The sequence below is a fragment of the Phytobacter cepae genome (assembly GCF_054165735.1).
Window position 1 is genome coordinate 630,107 of sequence record NZ_CM135107.1, and the last position, 14,596, is coordinate 644,702.

Sequence of the window (14,596 nt, forward strand, 5' to 3'; positions counted from 1 at the left end):
CAGGAACGTTTATTTCAGGGAGTAAAGCTCGTGTTGGAAAAACTGCGCTCACGTCTCGTTCACTATGGCCCGTCTTTGCTGAGCGTGCCGGTTAAACTGACGCCTTTCGCCATCAAACGGCAGGTTCTGGAGCAGGTGCTCCGTTGGCAGTTTCAGCAAGCGCTGGAAGAGGGCGAGCTTGAGTTTCTGGAAGGCCGCTGGTTGAGTATCCAGGTTCGTGATATCGGCCTGACGTGGTATACCTCAGTAGAGAATTCACAACTGGTCGTACGCGAATCCGCCAGTGCCGATGTCAGCTTCTGCGCGGATGCCAGCGATCTACTGATGATCGCCGCACGTAAGCAGGATCCTGACACGCTCTTTTTCCAGCGTCGTCTGGTGATCGAGGGTGACACTGAGCTTGGGCTGTATGTGAAGAATCTGATGGACGCCATTGAACTTGAGCAGATGCCAAAAGCCTTACGCATCATGCTGCTGCAACTGGCGGATTTTGTTGAAGCCGGCCAGAAAACGCCGATGGAAACACCACACACTTCTGTAGGTGAACCATGCTGATTCGAGTAGAAATTGGGATTGATGCACCGGGTATCGACGCGCTGTTACGCCGCACCTTTGCGGATGAACGCGAAGCGACGCTGGTGCATGATCTTCGCGAAGATGGCTTAATTACCTTAGGTCTGGTCGCAACAGATGATGAAGGTCAGGTCATCGGCTATGTCGCGTTCAGTCCGGTGACGGTGAAAGGCGAAGATTTGCAGTGGGTCGGGCTTGCGCCGCTGGCGGTGGATGAGGCGTACCGCCACCAGGGGATCGGCCGCCAGCTTGTTTATGAGGGGCTGGATTCACTGAATGAATTTGGTTATGCCGCCGTTGTGACGCTTGGTGAGCCAGATTTTTATGCGCGTCTCGGGTTTGAACCTGCCGCTCATCACGACCTTCACTGCCGCTGGCCGGGAACGGAAAGTGCTTTCCAGGTACACCGTCTGGCGGACAATGCCTTCAGTGAGGTAAGCGGTCTGGTGGAATACCACACGCTGTTTAATCGCTTCTAGCGAGGGTGGCCTGAAGGTCTCCAACAAATCGTTCAAACGAATCCTCCCCGCTGACGAGGCGCTCTTTCTGGCGCTTCGTCAGTTGCTTGATGCGATATTCTGCGCGTAACGCTAACGACTTATCCCCCACGGGTGCTGAAAACACCAACGACAGCTCGCCCTTACCCCGAAGCGCCTTCGCGCCTTTGCCATTCTGATGCTGTATAAATCGGCGCGGCACATCAAGGGTGATGCCGGTGTACAGGCGATTGTCAGGGGTACGGATGAGATAAAGAAACCAGGGCGTCATAACGTTATTCACTGTGCTAATGTGAAAGAAAAATACCACGAGGACAAAGAGAAATGGAAACGCTTGCGGCCATCAATCGTTGGTTGATGAAACAGCACGTCGTCAGCTGGTGTGTGGCCAGCCGTGGGGAGTTATGGTGTGCGAACGCGTTTTATATTTATGATCCGCAGCAGGTCGCCTTTTATATTCTCAGCGACGATCACACGCGCCATTCGCAAATGACGGGCCTACAGGCCAGTGTCGCCGGCACGGTTAATGGCCAGCCGAAAACCGTCGCCTTAATCAGAGGCGTGCAGTTCACCGGTGAAATCCGGCGTATGGAAGAGGAGGAAAGCGCGGGGCCCCGTGCACAGTACAACCGACGCTTTCCTGTTGCCCGCATGCTGTCAGCCCCGATGTGGGAAATCCGCCTCACGGAGATTAAATTTACCGACAACACGCTGGGCTTTGGTAAAAAACTTCACTGGCTACGCGAGTCAGGCACCCAGCAGGCGTAACGCTTCACGGTTAAAGGCAGGGAGATCGTCAGGGGTGCGGCTGGTCACCAACTGATTGTTATCCACCACCACTTCCTGGTCGTAGAATTCAGCCCCTGCGTTCTTCACATCAACGACGATCGGCTTCACCGTCGTCAACTTCCTGCCACGAATCACATCAGCACTTATCAGCAGTTGTGGCCCGTGGCAGATAGCAAAGACCGGTTTACCACTGTTGACGAAGTCTCGGGTAAAGGTGACAAAACGGTCATCACCGCGCAGAGAGTCCGGTGAATGGCCGCCCGGTAGCAACAATGCATCGTAATCTGCCGGGCGCGTCTCATCGATCGCTTTATCAATGGTAACAGTGGCTTCGCCTTTCTTCCCCTTCACCGTTTTTCCGGCCTGTTTCTCAATGGTAATGACCTCGTGGCCTGCCTTACGAAACTCCTCCGCCGGAGACGTAAATTCTGAATCTTCAAACTCGTCGGTGATCAAGACCGCAATTTTCTTGCTCATGTATCCTCCGTTATTCAGTTCAGGCTCGTCATTTTCAACAATAATGACTATCAGGACTATTAAGCCTGGTTCAGGGCGCTGGCATTGCAAGGCAGACTTTTCTGCAAAAGGAGATGAAATGAGTCGGATACTGTTAACCGGGGCGACCGGGCTGGTGGGCGGACATTTACTGCGCATGCTGGTTAATGACCCGCGCGTAACGGCTATTGCTGCCCCCACACGCCGGCCGCTGGAATCAGCGGCAGACGTCTTTAATCCTTATGATCCGCAACTCAGTGATGCGCTGGCACAAGTGACCACTCCGGTGGACACGGTCTTTTGCTGCCTTGGCACTACCCGCCGGGAAGCGGGCAGCAAAGAAGCCTTTATTCATGCTGACTACACCCTGGTGGTAGATACCGCGCTAACGGGATTGCGGCTGGGGGCTCAGCATATGCTGGTTGTCAGTTCCATGGGGGCCAACGCGCGTTCCCCCTTTTTCTACAACCGCGTGAAAGGTGAGATGGAAAATGCGCTGCGGGAACAAGGTTGGGAGCGCCTGACTCTGGCAAGGCCTTCAATGTTACTGGGCGATCGTGAGAAGCAGCGCTTTAACGAATCACTGATGGCACCACTGTTTACGTTACTGCCGGGGAACTGGAAATCAATTGAGGCACGGGACGTCGCTGCCGCTCTGCACCGAACGGCATTCGCGCCTTCAGCAGAGCGGGTCACGATCCTGACCTCTTCCCAATTGCGCAGGCTTGCGGAAGATTAAGCGCTTTCAAAAATATTTCAAAAGCGTACTATTCGCCGGGTAATTAATTCCGCACTTATCCCCCGGAGAATGGTATGACTGGTCAGTCTTCATCTCGGGCGGCTGCTCCACTTCAATGGTGGAAACCCGCTCTCTTTTTTGTCGTCGTTATTGTCGGCCTTTGGTATGTGAAATGGCAGCCCTATTACGGCAAAGCCTTCACCGCTGCACAAACTCATAGCATTGGTAAATCCATTCTTGCCGGGGCGGACGTCAGCCCGTTTCAGGCGGCGCTTGACTACGCAATGGTCTATTTTCTTGCCGTCTGGAAAGCCGCTGTACTTGGCGTGTTGCTGGGCTCATTACTTCAGGTGCTGATCCCCCGAAACTGGCTGCTGCGTACGCTGGGCCAAAAACGCCTGCGCGGGACGCTGTTTGGCACCCTGTTTTCGTTACCCGGCATGATGTGCTCCTGCTGCGCGGCGCCTGTTGCCGCCGGGATGCGTCGTCAGCAGGTGTCGATGGGGGGCGCACTGGCGTTCTGGATGGGCAACCCCTTACTTAACCCGGCGACGATGGTGTTTATGGGATTTGTGCTGGGCTGGCACTTCGTAGCCCTGCGCCTGATTGCCGGGCTGGCGATCGTGGTGGGCGTCGCGACGCTGGTACAGCATCTGGTGAAAGACGATATTCAGCAAACTGCGCCAGTAGATATCACGCTGCCTGAGCCGCAGGGGCACTTCTTTGCCCGCTGGGGCAGGGCGCTGTGGACGTTATTCTGGAGCACCATTCCTGCCTATATCATCGCGGTGCTGGTGTTGGGCGCGGCGCGGGTCTGGCTGTTCCCTCATGCCGATGGCGCTATCGACAACACCCTGTTATGGGTGATCGCGATGGCCATTGTCGGCTGTCTGTTTGTCATTCCAACGGCGGCAGAAATCCCGATTGTACAAACCATGATGCTGGCAGGCATGGGCGCTGCGCCTGCGATGGCTCTGCTGATGACGCTTCCGGCAGTGAGCCTGCCATCGCTGGTTATGCTGCGTAAATCCTTCCCGGCCAAAGCGCTGTGGCTGACGGCTGGACTGGTTGCATTGGGGGGGGTGATAACAGGAAGTGTATTGCTTTTCTGATGAAATAGCCCGGTAAGCAGAGCGCTACCGGGCGAAGGACGCTTATTTAATAAACGTAAACGCGGTGGTGACGTGCTTCACGCCGCTTACGCGACTGGCAATATCTGCTGCGGCTTTGCCTTCACGATCGGTGACGAGACCCAGCAGGAACACCTCGCCATTTTCCGTGGTCACTTTCACGTTAGACGATTTCACTTCATCGCTGCTCAGCAACTGGGTACGCACTTTCGACGTAATCCAGGTATCGCTGGCAGCCGTTCCCATACCGATTGGCTGACCCTGACGGATTTCGTTAAAGACCTCTGTCGCGCCTTCCACACCCACGGCAATCTGCTTAGCGCGAGAGGCGAGATCGGTGGTTGGCGCCTGGCCCACTAACAGGACTTTGCCCTGGTAAGCGGTCACGTTGATGCGCGCTTGTTTCTTGATTTGTTCATCTTTGGACAGGGCGCTGTTGACGCGCAACTCCAGCGTACCATCATCTACCTGGGTGCCCACGGTGCGTGGATCGGTCGCTGCTTTGGTCCCCACTGCCGCTGAACCAACAACCACTGCGCCAACACAACCCTGTAAGAGCAGCGCGGAAATAAGGACTGCGAGGGGCGTAAAAGCCTTCATAGGTACTCCTTAATCGTCCTGGTGAGGAAAAAGCGTGTTATCTATCAAATCGCATAAGCAATTCACCGTCAGCATATGCATCTCCTGGATGCGTGCGCTGCGGTGAGAAGGAATACGGATTTCAACATCCTGAGGCCCCAACAGCCCGGCCAGTTCACCCCCGTCATACCCCGTGAGCGCCACAATCGTCATATCGCGCGTCACCGCCGCCTCAACGGCTTTGACGATATCGCGACTGTTGCCTCGCGTGGATATGGCCAGCAGAATATCACCGGCATGGCCTAACGCCCGGACCTGCTTGGCATAAATCTCGTCATGCAGGCGATCGTTCGCTATTGCCGTTAAGACCACATTATCGGTATTAAGTGCAATGGCGGGTAAACTTGGGCGTTCTGTTTCAAAACGATTAATCATGCTGGCAGCAAAATGCTGTGCGTTGGCGGCAGAGGTGCCATTGCCACAACAGAGGATTTTGTTGCCGTTAAGAAGGGAATGGACCATGGTCATGGCGGCACGGGAAATTGCGTCGGGCAGGGCTTCTGCGGCTGCAATTTGTGTTTGAATGCTTTCCGTAAAGCAGACTTTAATTCTATCGAGCACAGTGTTCCCTATCATTCAGTCATTATGAGTGGTCATTAAAGGCATTTTTAATCCACTCAACGTCATTTCCGGTGAAGGCTACCACATCGAACCGGCAATCCACAGTATCAAAACTCCCATTATGCCGGGCGAGCCAGTATCGGGCGGTATGCAGTAATTTACGTTGTTTGGACGGGGTAACGCTACCGGCCGCGCCGCCAAAAAGAGACGATTTACGGTAGCGCACTTCCACAAAAACCGTTGTGGCATTGTCCTGCATTATCAGGTCAATCTCGCCACCTCTGTCACGAACATTCGCGGCGATAAAACGCATTCCTTTGCTCTCAAGCCAGCAACGCGCGCGGGCTTCCCACGCGTCGCCGGTCTGTTTACGGGTCAACTGGCCGGGACGATTTGCCCCTGCTGGTATTTGAGCCATGATAACTTCCTGTTAATCACACAATCCTGGGTGGCGGTGAGATCGCCGGTATTACCGTTAATTTCAAAGCCAGGCACCTGACGCATTTGCGAGAAATGATTCGCCAGCGTCCAGGCATCGGCACCCATTGCATAAAGACGCGCCAGTGAATAGTCGTTATTGACGCGGCTTAATGCTTCTTGCATCAGGGCCGGGTTGCTGCCAGCCAGCATCGGAATCTCGCTGAACTGTAATCCTTCCATCTCCAGACGGAAGTCCGGGCCTGCTCCGCCCTGAGCGCTGCGTGAACTGGCATAGAGGATAATCCCGCTCTGGCTGCCGGTACGCATGGCGATCATCGGTTTAATGAGCGCCATCTCATCCTGGGTGGCAACAATATAGACGCCATCCACTTTACCGCCACCGCTAATTTGCGCATCCGTTGGCGGAGCCGGGATAGTCAGACCGCCAATGGTCACGCCTTGTTGTTGAGGCAGGCTGGCCGATACCGGGCTGCCGGTCATAGCAATGCCCGAACCGCCGTTAATGCCCATTTTCAGCTCAGCCGTTGAGCCTAATTTTTGTTGCAGAACGATGCCGCCGCCGAGTTTTTGCCACTCCTCGGCAAACGCCGTGGTCACACGATCGCCAAGCGCGCTGCGCGGCACCAGCAGCAGCGGTGACTGACGGCCTTGATCACGCATATGGTGTGCTGCATCACGGGCTTCATCTTCCGGGGAAAGCGCGTAATAACAGATATTTACTCTGTTCTCGACCTTTTCGGGCTGGTTCAGCGCCAGCACGTTGAGGGTCGTCTGGCTACGCATCAACTCTTCGACATGGTTTTTCAGCAACGGGCCAACCACGATGCTGGCGCCGTCCTGCTGAACCTGGTTGAGGATTTGATTCATCGGCTGACTGCTGGTGTCGTAAATTTTCAGCGACGCCGAGGTATTAGCGGGCGCTGTCGCCACACCCGGCGTGGCTGCCGGTTGAGGGGCCGGGGCGGCAGTCGCTGGCTCAGCGGGGGCGTTCTGAACTGGCGTCGCGTTTTGTTCCGTTTGCTGCGCCTGTGGTGCGGTCACCGGCTCTTGCGTTTGTGGGCTCGTGAGATCGTTAACGTTGGTTTGCGATGGGCTAACCACATCGGTGGTGGTATTCACGTTTGCTGCCTGGGCTGACTGGACGGGAACGGCAGGGCCAGAAACGGGCGTCGCGCCATTTTTCGCTGCCTCAAAGCCTTGTTGGATAGCGCGCCCAAAAACGGCGGCCTGGCCATTCAACGGCAGGAGCAGGGCGATTTGATTCACCGATGCCGGGCGGAAGTTCTGCACATTCGCCAGTTGGCTCGGCAGCATCTGAGCACCCGGATTGCGCGGATAGCGCTGTTGCCAGTCAGCGATGCCGGCTTTAAGCATATTCGGATCGTTGCGGTTATCGAACCAGACGCGTTGCAGATCCAGCCAGCCTTGCAGCACATTCTCGTCAGCGTTGATCACCAGCGTCTTCGCTTCATCAGGTGACATTGCAGAGAGGGCCTGCCAGGTCGCATCAATATTCTTCTGTTTTTCCGCCGCGGTGGTGAGCAACGGTTGCTGGGCAATCAAGGCGCGGAAGAGTGTTAAAGAGGGTCTGCCCTGCGAGGCGGTAATGCCAATTTGCCAGTAACGCGCCTGCTGATTGTTATCAAGACTGGTGGGATCGAGATTCGCCAGCAGCGCCTGTGCGCCCTGAACATCTTTCTGCGACAGCTTAAGCTCGGCGGCCAGAAGCGATTGTTCACGGCGTTGGGTATCGTCCAGATTCTGCGGAAGCTGGGCAAACAGTTCGCTCGCGTGCTGAGTTTTGCCCTCTTTAATCAGTGCACGAATGGCGAGTAATTGCCAGTTGGTCTTGCTATCATCTGCGCTTTGCTGCATCTGGTGCAGGTAGTAACCCGAATCGGCCTGCGCGCTGCCCTGCATATGTGCATCGCTCTGGTCATGAGTTTGGGTGCCGCAGCCTGCGAACAGCAGAGCGGCCAGCACGACAGGCAGGCAGCGCAAGGCTTTTGAACGTAGAAATGTAGAGGGTAGCATTCTGTATCCAGTGATATTTTTTACGCAATGCTCAATATTAAATCGGCAATACGGATAGAACAATGAAACAACACGAATCAGCGGACAATTCTCAGGGCCAGCTCTATATTGTCCCTACGCCCATTGGCAATCTGGGGGATATCACCCAGCGTGCGCTCACCGTATTGCAGGATGTTGATCTGATTGCCGCAGAGGATACCCGCCATACCGGATTATTGCTCCAGCATTTTGCCATCAATGCGCGTCTGTTCGCGCTTCACGATCACAACGAGCAACAAAAAGCCGATACTTTGGTGGCAAAGCTGAAAGAGGGGCAAAACATTGCCCTGGTGTCCGATGCAGGTACGCCGCTGATTAATGACCCTGGCTATCATCTGGTACGTACCTGCCGTGAAGCGGGTATCCGTGTCGTACCACTACCCGGCCCTTGTGCCGCCATTGCTGCGCTTAGCGCTGCTGGTTTGCCGTCCGACCGTTTCTGCTACGAAGGTTTTTTACCCGCCAAATCGAAAGGTCGCCGTGATGCCTTGCAAGCACTGGAAACTGAACCGCGTACGCTGATTTTTTATGAATCCACTCACCGACTGTTGGAAAGCCTGGAAGATATCGTCACGGTGCTGGGTGAGGCGCGTTACGTCGTTCTGGCCCGTGAGCTGACTAAAACCTGGGAATCCATTTACGGCGCCCCGGTTGGCGAACTGCTGGCGTGGGTCAAAGAGGATGAGAACCGTCGCAAAGGCGAGATGGTTCTCATCGTCGAAGGGCACAAAGCACAGGAAGATGCACTGCCTGCCGATGCGCTGCGTACGCTGGCTTTGCTTCAGGCCGAGTTGCCTTTAAAAAAAGCAGCAGCACTGGCAGCGGAAATTCACGGCGTGAAGAAGAATGCACTCTATAAGTACGCACTGGAGCAGCAGGGCGAGTAAAAGCGTTCAGGGGCATCTAACGATGCCCCTTTGCTTATGGCTAGTACTCTTCGGAATCGTAGACACAGGTCACATGCTGATGAAGCCACAAAAAAGACGCCGGAAGTTGAGTGGTAATCTTTCTGGTCATCAATTTAGTAAAGGCCTCCTGTTTCCCGGAACCCGCTATCAGGAAAAGAATCTCCCTTGCAGAGAGAATCTCTTTTAAGCCCAGCGTAATCCCCTCTTTCACTGGATAAGAGGCCTCTTTAAGCATTTCATGGCTGCGGGTTCGTTCATCCAATTGTGCAATGTGCATTGATGGTTCGAGCTCCTCAGCGGGTTCGTTCAGCCCAAGATGACCGTTCTTACCCAGCCCCAGAATGCATAAATCCAGGCCGCCTCTTTGCGTAATTTGCATGTTGATTCGTTCACTGGCCAGCGCAATATCTCCTTCTGAATCAAAGGAGATGAACTGGTTATCGTGAATATCTAACGGTTTCAGTACGCGCTCACGCAGAAAAGTTTCGCAGGTACCTTTAGTGGCTAAAGGTACTCCTAGCCATTCATCAAGCTTGACGAACGTGACCTGGCTGACATCAAGTTTCTGACGATGCACCTCTTCGGCAAAAAGGGCATAAGTCAGTTCTGGCGTACCACCTGTCGCCAGGCAAATTGTCGCGCAAGGCTTTTTGCGGATGATATCGATCAGACAGTGGCAAGCGTATTCGCTAAGCGCCTGATAATTTTCACATCCTTTGAAAATCATATCTGCCATTTACAGAATCCCCAACGCTGAGCCCAGAATGGACAGGATAAATGTCACACCGATTAACACGACTGGATGCGCTTTTTTAACGCGCAGTAGGTAATACATCAGCAAGGTGTATGCCATCGGTAAAAGGTTAGGGAAGACCTTATCGAAGAAATCTTTTTGCAGCGCAACGCTGTGCGTGGCATCAATGGCGAAAGTAGTCACAACATTGATATGCACATAGGATGCGATCAACCCACCGATGACAGTGATCCCGAGAATCGTTGCGGAGCGTGCAATCATCTGGGAATTCTCTCGCACCTTATCTATGGCCTTGATCCCCACTGAATAACCAATGTGCGTCCAGCCCACGCGGAGGAAGAAAATAGCCAGATAGACGGCGAAAAAGAGAATGGGGCCCAACAGATTTCCCTGGCTGGCGAAGGATGAACAAATACCAGCCATAATAGGCAGTAACGTAAACCAGAAAATCGCATCTCCAATACCTGCAATAGGCCCAAACAGTGCGACCTTAAGCCCTTTGATTGTGCTGCGGTTTTCCCCTTTTTCTTCCATAGAGATAAGCAGCCCCATCAGGAAACCAACCAGGTTGGGGTGGGTATTAATAAATTCCAGATGATCTTTCATGGCGGCGCTCAGGCCGTCTTTGTCGTCCTTATAGATTTTTTTCAGGATGGGCAGCATAGCCCAGGTAAAACCACCCGCCTGCATGCGCTCGTAGTTAAAGCTGGCCTGTAAAAGGGAAGAACGGAATCCCAGGCGAGTAATATCCTTTTTGCTGATTTCAGATGCCATTGCTGTAGTCCTCTTTATCATTATTGTTGGCCTGTGGCTGAGGCTGGTTCTGCATTTTTGCCTTCGCGTTAAAGAACTCATAAACCGCGAAACCCGCGCCCAGTACCGCAACAGGCAAGAGGTTGTTGACCTGGATATAACAAACAAACAGGAATCCCGCGATCAGGTAAGGAATGTATTGTGCTTTGAACATCACGCGCAGCAGCAGGCCGAAGCCAACGGCAGGAAGAATGCCCCCTGCAACTTCGAAACCATGCGTCAGCCAGGCTGGCATGGATCTCACCAGTGCCTGCATCGCTCCCTGGGCAAGGTAGGTGCAAAGAAACGCAATGATGGCATATGAGCAGGCGACAATGAGCGTGGTCGTCAGGTTCATCCTTGCGAATGCGCCGGTATCCGCCGTTTTTGCGCATTTATCCGCTTTGGTCATAAAAAGAGAGAACGCGGAATAGAAGAACAAAATGACATATTGCATCAGCAGACTAAATGGCAGCCCAAGCCCAATGGCTGTTTTGGCATCTACCCCGGTCGACCAGGCGATAACGGTGGTCATCACCCCCGCCATGATGGGGTTCGGCGGTTGTACACCTCCCGCAGGCGTTAACCCGGCAAAAGCTAATTCTGTTAAGCCACCGGTAATTAAGCCAATATGAATATCACCAAGAATGGCGCCGGTGAGTGTACAGACGATTATCGGACGGAATAAAAAAAGTGCTTCTAACCAAAAGTCGATACCAAGGATGAATACCAGCACTGCCAGTGAAATTCCTTGGATAAGCGTGATCTCATGCATTTTAATGCCTCTCGAGGATCATTTATTTATGTGTAGGGTCAGCCGGTGTTATTCCGGGATGTTTTCTTTGCTATCTCCCGGTACGTCCTGAATAAACACGTTAATACCGTGATTTTTAATAAAACGAAGATCGCTTAAATCTTTTTCATCAACATAGACCTTACTGCTGATCTGTTTTTTACCTGCGGAAAAATGCATATTCCCCACATTCACATCTTTGAGAGGAACGCCGCCTTCAACGAGTTGCTTTACTACGTGAGGTGTACGGCAGATGAGAAAAATCTTCTGATGTGGCGCAGCCTTAGCGATAACGTTAATGGTTTTCTCAACGGAGAAAAACCGAATGCCGAAATCATAGGTTTCAGCAGTAATGCCCATTAATTTCTGCTGGATTTCATCTTGAGCAACCTCATCATCGACCACAACCAGCAGATTTGCGCCGATAGTCGATGTCCAGGTTACGCCAACCTGACCGTGAACCAGTCGGTTATCAATGCGTGTTAAAAGTATGTTTGGAGTAGTCATATTTTCCCGCCATCTTTTCATGATAATTATCGAATTATCATTGATATGTGTTCTGTTTGAATATTTCCCTTTGTAAGAGAAATATGCGTTATGAAATCTTTTCCTTATCCAACACTACACGGTCTGCAGAACCACATATTGTAATTTTTTGCCTCACGATTTCTTTCATCGCATCCATTCCAACGCGCATGTAATAGCGTGGGTCATTGCCTTGTGGATTTTCGGCGAACCACTTTTTAACTGCGTTTGCGAAAGCAATTTTGAGTTCAGTTGCCACATTGACCTTACAGACACCGAGTTTGATGGTCCGGCGGACATATTCATCAGGCACATCGCTGGCACCATGGAGTACCAGAGGGATATCAACGACCTGACGGATTTCATCCAGCCGTTGAAAATCAATCTTTGGTGTTTTTGCATATAAACCATGTGCAGTACCAATCGCGACGGCGAGGCTATCGACACCTGTCAATTCAACGAAACGACGCGCGTCCTGTGGAGAGGTCAGGAAAGTACTTTCTTCATCCACACTCATATCGTCTTCCACACCGCCCAGACGCCCAAGTTCAGCTTCAACGCTGCAATCATGGCTATGGCAAAAATCCACAACCGATTGAACCAGCTTCACATTTTCGTCAAAGGGAAAATGGCTGCCGTCAATCATGGCGCTACGCACGCCTGCATGGACTTTATGGCTGATATCCGCCAGTGATTCATGATGATCGAGATGGAGTGCAAGCGGCATTTTGTAGCTATTTGAATAGGCCTTACATAGAGCAAAAATTTCTTCAAAAGAAATATGTTTAAAGGTTCCCGGCGTCCCGGCGAGGATGACCGGAGAGCGCATTTCCTGGCAGACTTCAAGAATAGCCTGAATGGTTTCCGCGTTATGAATATTAAAGGCAGGCACGGCATAGCCTTTTGCTTGCGCATCCAGGAGTAAATATTTCGTCGAGATAATGCCCATTCTATACCTCCTGCGGCTGCCACGGATGAATGTTAACGCCCTGAACAACACGGTTAACGGTGCCACTTACTGACGGATTGTCAGGCGTCATACCCGCTTTAATAGATTCACTAAGCGCAAAGATTTGTGCATAGATCAGGAAGCAGAAGGCCTGTTCAATATCGATAAAATGACGTGATGGCGGCAGAGTGATGTGCAAATCGCCATCGGGTGATGATGCTTCAGCGGCGGAAATAGTGACAATGCGCATGGCCTGGTTATCACGACGCAGCTCGGCCAGCAGATCGAGGTCGTATTGACGTGTATAGGGATGGCTGGAGACGAAAATCACGATCAGCGTTTCATCGTTAACCAGTGATTTAGGACCATGGCGGAAGCCGGTGGATGAGTCGTAAAACGCCACCAATTTCCCGGCAGTCAACTCTAATACTTTCAGCGCTGATTCTCGCGCCACGCTCTGTAAACTGCCACTACCCAGGTAAACGATACGGCGCAAGTCCAGATCGCCAAATACTGGTTTGCTGAAATCAGGTTGAGCATCAATGATTTGCTGGCAACGTTGGGCAACATCACTGAACGTCGTGCTATTAATAACCTCTGGCGCGAACACTGCCAGGCAACTCGCCATCATCGTTGTTATGCTGCTGGTCATTGCAAAACCGCGATCGTGTGTTTCTGCGGGCATCAGTAGCGCCCAGGCATTGTTGTTGGCTAACGCGTTTTGGTACAAACTACCGTCTTCATTGCAGGTGATGACCAGATGAAAACAGTTTTTCACCAGTTGATTGGCCAGTTCGACAGCCGCTACGCTTTCCGGGCTATTGCCTGAACGAGCGAAGGAGATGAGCAACGTCGTCTGATCTGCACGCAGATAATCCGCTGGGTTGGTTACCAGATCGGTTGTGGGAACCGCGATAAAGTTTTCCCCAGTGTGGTGGGATAGCCACGGCGAAATGATGTCGCCGATAAAAGCTGATGTTCCCGCGCCGGTAAGGATAATTTTTACATTTTGCCGCGCGAAAACGGTAGTCAAAAAGGTATTCATTTCGTTTCGTTGAGCATCAATGGACGCCAGCGAGCGAAGCCAGCTTTGAGGCTGCTGACGAATTTCTTGTTCTGTCCAGGTCTTTGTCCTCGTCATCGGGGACAACGTTGTTTCACTCATTTCAACATCCTTTCTTCCAGGTTAACGAAAGTGGTAAAAACGGTGTGCTCTCTTTCGTTTTGTTTCTCATAAAGGGTTTTTCCTTTCTTCAAAATCTACTAACAAGGAAGTGAAAGGTCAATTGCGATTGTAGATTAAATGGTAATTTGTGATCCATTAAACAAAAAGGAAATGTAACTTAAAACGAAAGTTTTATGGTTGAGGTCTTGAATGATTTCGAAATGAAATGAAACATTGGCGATTACCAATGCAGTAAACAGGCAGAAAAAGCATAAACAGGAGTTACGGGCGGCCACACCCGAAGGTTGGCCGCGCGGGAGCATATTTAAATTCCGTCTTCGTTTTCCACGGCAACAGGCGTGCGCGAGAGTTCATCTGCAAGGCTGGTTAAGCCTCGGTGCCCGCATTCCAGCGCCCTGAGACGGAAGGTTTCGCTATCGAGATCATCGCGTTCCATCATCATTTCCAGCAGTAACTGTAAGTTAGTTCCGGTAATGACTTCCCAGCCGGTCTGCTGTAAGGCCAGGGTCGAAGCCACGCGAAACGGTGTGCCGCCTAATAAATCGGTTAAGAAGACGATATTTTCACTTTCCTGGAGGTGTTTAATGGCCCCCTCCAACTGCGTCGTTAACAGCGCAGTTGTTGAATCCTCCGGGAAATCGACGGCAATAATCTGCTCTTGTTCACCAAGAATTTGTTTCATGGCTTTTTCCAGGCCCGTGGCAAAGCCGCCATGCCCGGTCAGTACAATACCCAGCATTCGGTGTTCTCCT

At 52.2% G+C, this 14,596-nt stretch carries 19 protein-coding genes; 6 read left to right on the forward strand and 13 right to left on the reverse strand.

Translation table 11 applies throughout. The annotated features are described in order from the left end of the window. The first annotated feature begins 30 nt into the window (after window positions 1-30). Together ubiT and ACUY4Q_RS03050 are read left to right on the forward strand one after the other, a co-directional pair. Window positions 31-555 carry a ubiquinone anaerobic biosynthesis accessory factor UbiT gene (gene ubiT / locus ACUY4Q_RS03045; protein ID WP_458045629.1) on the forward strand — a complete coding sequence of 175 codons (525 nt, stop codon included), beginning with the start codon at window positions 31-33 and terminating at the stop codon, window positions 553-555. Then, window positions 549-1,052, forward strand: coding sequence for a GNAT family N-acetyltransferase (locus tag ACUY4Q_RS03050; protein WP_458045630.1), 504 nt, complete (start codon window positions 549-551; stop codon window positions 1,050-1,052). The genes ubiT and ACUY4Q_RS03050 overlap by 7 nt, the downstream gene beginning before the upstream one ends. On the opposite strand, the gene ACUY4Q_RS03055 is transcribed toward ACUY4Q_RS03050, so the two are convergent. Continuing rightward, window positions 1,039-1,341 carry a GIY-YIG nuclease family protein gene (locus tag ACUY4Q_RS03055; protein WP_458045631.1) on the reverse strand — a complete coding sequence of 101 codons (303 nt, stop codon included), beginning with the start codon at window positions 1,339-1,341 and terminating at the stop codon, window positions 1,039-1,041. The genes ACUY4Q_RS03050 and ACUY4Q_RS03055 overlap by 14 nt on opposite strands. Before the next feature lie 53 nt (window positions 1,342-1,394). Here ACUY4Q_RS03055 and ACUY4Q_RS03060 point away from each other — a divergent pair, with 53 nt between their 5' ends. After that, the gene (locus tag ACUY4Q_RS03060; RefSeq protein ID WP_458045632.1) at window positions 1,395-1,838 is read left to right on the forward strand and encodes a YhbP family protein; all 444 of its coding nucleotides are present in this window, start codon (window positions 1,395-1,397) and stop codon (window positions 1,836-1,838) included. Here the strand turns inward: ACUY4Q_RS03060 and ACUY4Q_RS03065 are convergent. Beyond that, window positions 1,818-2,336, reverse strand: a complete 519-nt coding sequence (locus tag ACUY4Q_RS03065) for a type 1 glutamine amidotransferase domain-containing protein (protein ID WP_458045633.1) — start codon at window positions 2,334-2,336, stop codon at window positions 1,818-1,820. The genes ACUY4Q_RS03060 and ACUY4Q_RS03065 overlap by 21 nt on opposite strands. A gap of 118 nt (window positions 2,337-2,454) precedes the next feature. Between ACUY4Q_RS03065 and ACUY4Q_RS03070 the strand changes: the two genes are divergently transcribed. After that, on the forward strand, window positions 2,455-3,093 hold the full coding sequence (locus tag ACUY4Q_RS03070; RefSeq protein ID WP_458045634.1) for an NAD(P)H-binding protein: 639 nt from the start codon (window positions 2,455-2,457) through the stop codon (window positions 3,091-3,093). 74 nt (window positions 3,094-3,167) lie between these two features. Continuing rightward, window positions 3,168-4,205, forward strand: a complete 1,038-nt coding sequence (locus tag ACUY4Q_RS03075) for a permease (protein ID WP_458045635.1) — start codon at window positions 3,168-3,170, stop codon at window positions 4,203-4,205. Window positions 4,206-4,247: 42 nt separating this feature from the next. Here ACUY4Q_RS03075 and dolP read toward each other — a convergent pair whose 3' ends face one another. The 4 genes from dolP to ACUY4Q_RS03095 are packed head-to-tail and all read right to left on the reverse strand — an operon-like array spanning window position 4,248 to window position 7,898. Beyond that, window positions 4,248-4,823 carry a division/outer membrane stress-associated lipid-binding lipoprotein gene (gene dolP, locus ACUY4Q_RS03080; protein WP_458045636.1) on the reverse strand — a complete coding sequence of 192 codons (576 nt, stop codon included), beginning with the start codon at window positions 4,821-4,823 and terminating at the stop codon, window positions 4,248-4,250. Between the two features lie 9 nt (window positions 4,824-4,832). Continuing rightward, the gene (diaA, locus tag ACUY4Q_RS03085) at window positions 4,833-5,423 is read right to left on the reverse strand and encodes a DnaA initiator-associating protein DiaA (protein WP_437431754.1); all 591 of its coding nucleotides are present in this window, start codon (window positions 5,421-5,423) and stop codon (window positions 4,833-4,835) included. Window positions 5,424-5,445: 22 nt separating this feature from the next. Next, the gene (locus ACUY4Q_RS03090) at window positions 5,446-5,841 is read right to left on the reverse strand and encodes a YraN family protein (RefSeq protein WP_458045637.1); all 396 of its coding nucleotides are present in this window, start codon (window positions 5,839-5,841) and stop codon (window positions 5,446-5,448) included. Continuing rightward, window positions 5,799-7,898: a penicillin-binding protein activator gene (locus ACUY4Q_RS03095; RefSeq protein ID WP_458045638.1), complete on the reverse strand. Its 2,100-nt coding sequence runs from the start codon at window positions 7,896-7,898 to the stop codon at window positions 5,799-5,801. Before ACUY4Q_RS03095 ends, ACUY4Q_RS03090 begins: the two co-directional genes overlap by 43 nt. A gap of 62 nt (window positions 7,899-7,960) precedes the next feature. Here ACUY4Q_RS03095 and rsmI point away from each other — a divergent pair, with 62 nt between their 5' ends. Then, complete coding sequence (gene rsmI / locus ACUY4Q_RS03100) at window positions 7,961-8,824, forward strand: 16S rRNA (cytidine(1402)-2'-O)-methyltransferase (protein ID WP_458045639.1); 864 nt, start codon at window positions 7,961-7,963, stop codon at window positions 8,822-8,824. Window positions 8,825-8,864: 40 nt separating this feature from the next. Here rsmI and ACUY4Q_RS03105 read toward each other — a convergent pair whose 3' ends face one another. The 7 genes from ACUY4Q_RS03105 to agaF all read right to left on the reverse strand — a co-directional run bounded on the left by ACUY4Q_RS03105 (window position 8,865) and on the right by agaF (window position 14,583). After that, the gene (locus ACUY4Q_RS03105) at window positions 8,865-9,572 is read right to left on the reverse strand and encodes a galactosamine-6-phosphate isomerase (protein WP_458047244.1); all 708 of its coding nucleotides are present in this window, start codon (window positions 9,570-9,572) and stop codon (window positions 8,865-8,867) included. A gap of 9 nt (window positions 9,573-9,581) precedes the next feature. Then, window positions 9,582-10,373, reverse strand: a complete 792-nt coding sequence (agaD, locus tag ACUY4Q_RS03110) for a PTS galactosamine transporter subunit IID (protein ID WP_458045640.1) — start codon at window positions 10,371-10,373, stop codon at window positions 9,582-9,584. Beyond that, a complete protein-coding gene (gene agaC, locus ACUY4Q_RS03115; RefSeq protein WP_458045641.1) occupies window positions 10,363-11,166 on the reverse strand; it encodes a PTS galactosamine transporter subunit IIC in 804 nt (267 codons plus the stop codon). The genes agaD and agaC overlap by 11 nt, the downstream gene beginning before the upstream one ends. Before the next feature lie 48 nt (window positions 11,167-11,214). Further along, window positions 11,215-11,691 carry a PTS galactosamine transporter subunit IIB gene (gene agaB, locus ACUY4Q_RS03120; protein WP_458045642.1) on the reverse strand — a complete coding sequence of 159 codons (477 nt, stop codon included), beginning with the start codon at window positions 11,689-11,691 and terminating at the stop codon, window positions 11,215-11,217. Between the two features lie 88 nt (window positions 11,692-11,779). Continuing rightward, a complete protein-coding gene (kbaY, locus tag ACUY4Q_RS03125; protein ID WP_458045643.1) occupies window positions 11,780-12,658 on the reverse strand; it encodes a tagatose-bisphosphate aldolase subunit KbaY in 879 nt (292 codons plus the stop codon). Between the two features lies 1 nt (window position 12,659). Further along, window positions 12,660-13,823, reverse strand: coding sequence for an SIS domain-containing protein (locus tag ACUY4Q_RS03130; RefSeq protein WP_458045644.1), 1,164 nt, complete (start codon window positions 13,821-13,823; stop codon window positions 12,660-12,662). Window positions 13,824-14,148: 325 nt separating this feature from the next. Further along, window positions 14,149-14,583, reverse strand: a complete 435-nt coding sequence (gene agaF / locus ACUY4Q_RS03135) for a PTS galactosamine/N-acetylgalactosamine transporter subunit IIA (RefSeq protein ID WP_458045645.1) — start codon at window positions 14,581-14,583, stop codon at window positions 14,149-14,151. Window positions 14,584-14,596: the final 13 nt, after the last annotated feature.

Coding starts and splice junctions, on each gene's coding strand:
- ACUY4Q_RS03050 (WP_458045630.1), top strand. CDS start 549: ATGCTGATTCGAGTAGAAATTGGGATTGATGCACCGGGTATCGACGCG.
- ACUY4Q_RS03055 (WP_458045631.1), bottom strand. CDS start 1,341: ATGACGCCCTGGTTTCTTTATCTCATCCGTACCCCTGACAATCGCCTG.
- ACUY4Q_RS03060 (WP_458045632.1), top strand. CDS start 1,395: ATGGAAACGCTTGCGGCCATCAATCGTTGGTTGATGAAACAGCACGTC.
- ACUY4Q_RS03065 (WP_458045633.1), bottom strand. CDS start 2,336: ATGAGCAAGAAAATTGCGGTCTTGATCACCGACGAGTTTGAAGATTCA.
- ACUY4Q_RS03070 (WP_458045634.1), top strand. CDS start 2,455: ATGAGTCGGATACTGTTAACCGGGGCGACCGGGCTGGTGGGCGGACAT.
- ACUY4Q_RS03075 (WP_458045635.1), top strand. CDS start 3,168: ATGACTGGTCAGTCTTCATCTCGGGCGGCTGCTCCACTTCAATGGTGG.
- dolP (WP_458045636.1), bottom strand. CDS start 4,823: ATGAAGGCTTTTACGCCCCTCGCAGTCCTTATTTCCGCGCTGCTCTTA.
- ACUY4Q_RS03090 (WP_458045637.1), bottom strand. CDS start 5,841: ATGGCTCAAATACCAGCAGGGGCAAATCGTCCCGGCCAGTTGACCCGT.
- ACUY4Q_RS03095 (WP_458045638.1), bottom strand. CDS start 7,898: ATGCTACCCTCTACATTTCTACGTTCAAAAGCCTTGCGCTGCCTGCCT.
- rsmI (WP_458045639.1), top strand. CDS start 7,961: ATGAAACAACACGAATCAGCGGACAATTCTCAGGGCCAGCTCTATATT.
- ACUY4Q_RS03105 (WP_458047244.1), bottom strand. CDS start 9,572: ATGATTTTCAAAGGATGTGAAAATTATCAGGCGCTTAGCGAATACGCT.
- agaD (WP_458045640.1), bottom strand. CDS start 10,373: ATGGCATCTGAAATCAGCAAAAAGGATATTACTCGCCTGGGATTCCGT.
- agaC (WP_458045641.1), bottom strand. CDS start 11,166: ATGCATGAGATCACGCTTATCCAAGGAATTTCACTGGCAGTGCTGGTA.
- agaB (WP_458045642.1), bottom strand. CDS start 11,691: ATGACTACTCCAAACATACTTTTAACACGCATTGATAACCGACTGGTT.
- kbaY (WP_458045643.1), bottom strand. CDS start 12,658: ATGGGCATTATCTCGACGAAATATTTACTCCTGGATGCGCAAGCAAAA.
- ACUY4Q_RS03130 (WP_458045644.1), bottom strand. CDS start 13,823: ATGAGTGAAACAACGTTGTCCCCGATGACGAGGACAAAGACCTGGACA.
- agaF (WP_458045645.1), bottom strand. CDS start 14,583: ATGCTGGGTATTGTACTGACCGGGCATGGCGGCTTTGCCACGGGCCTG.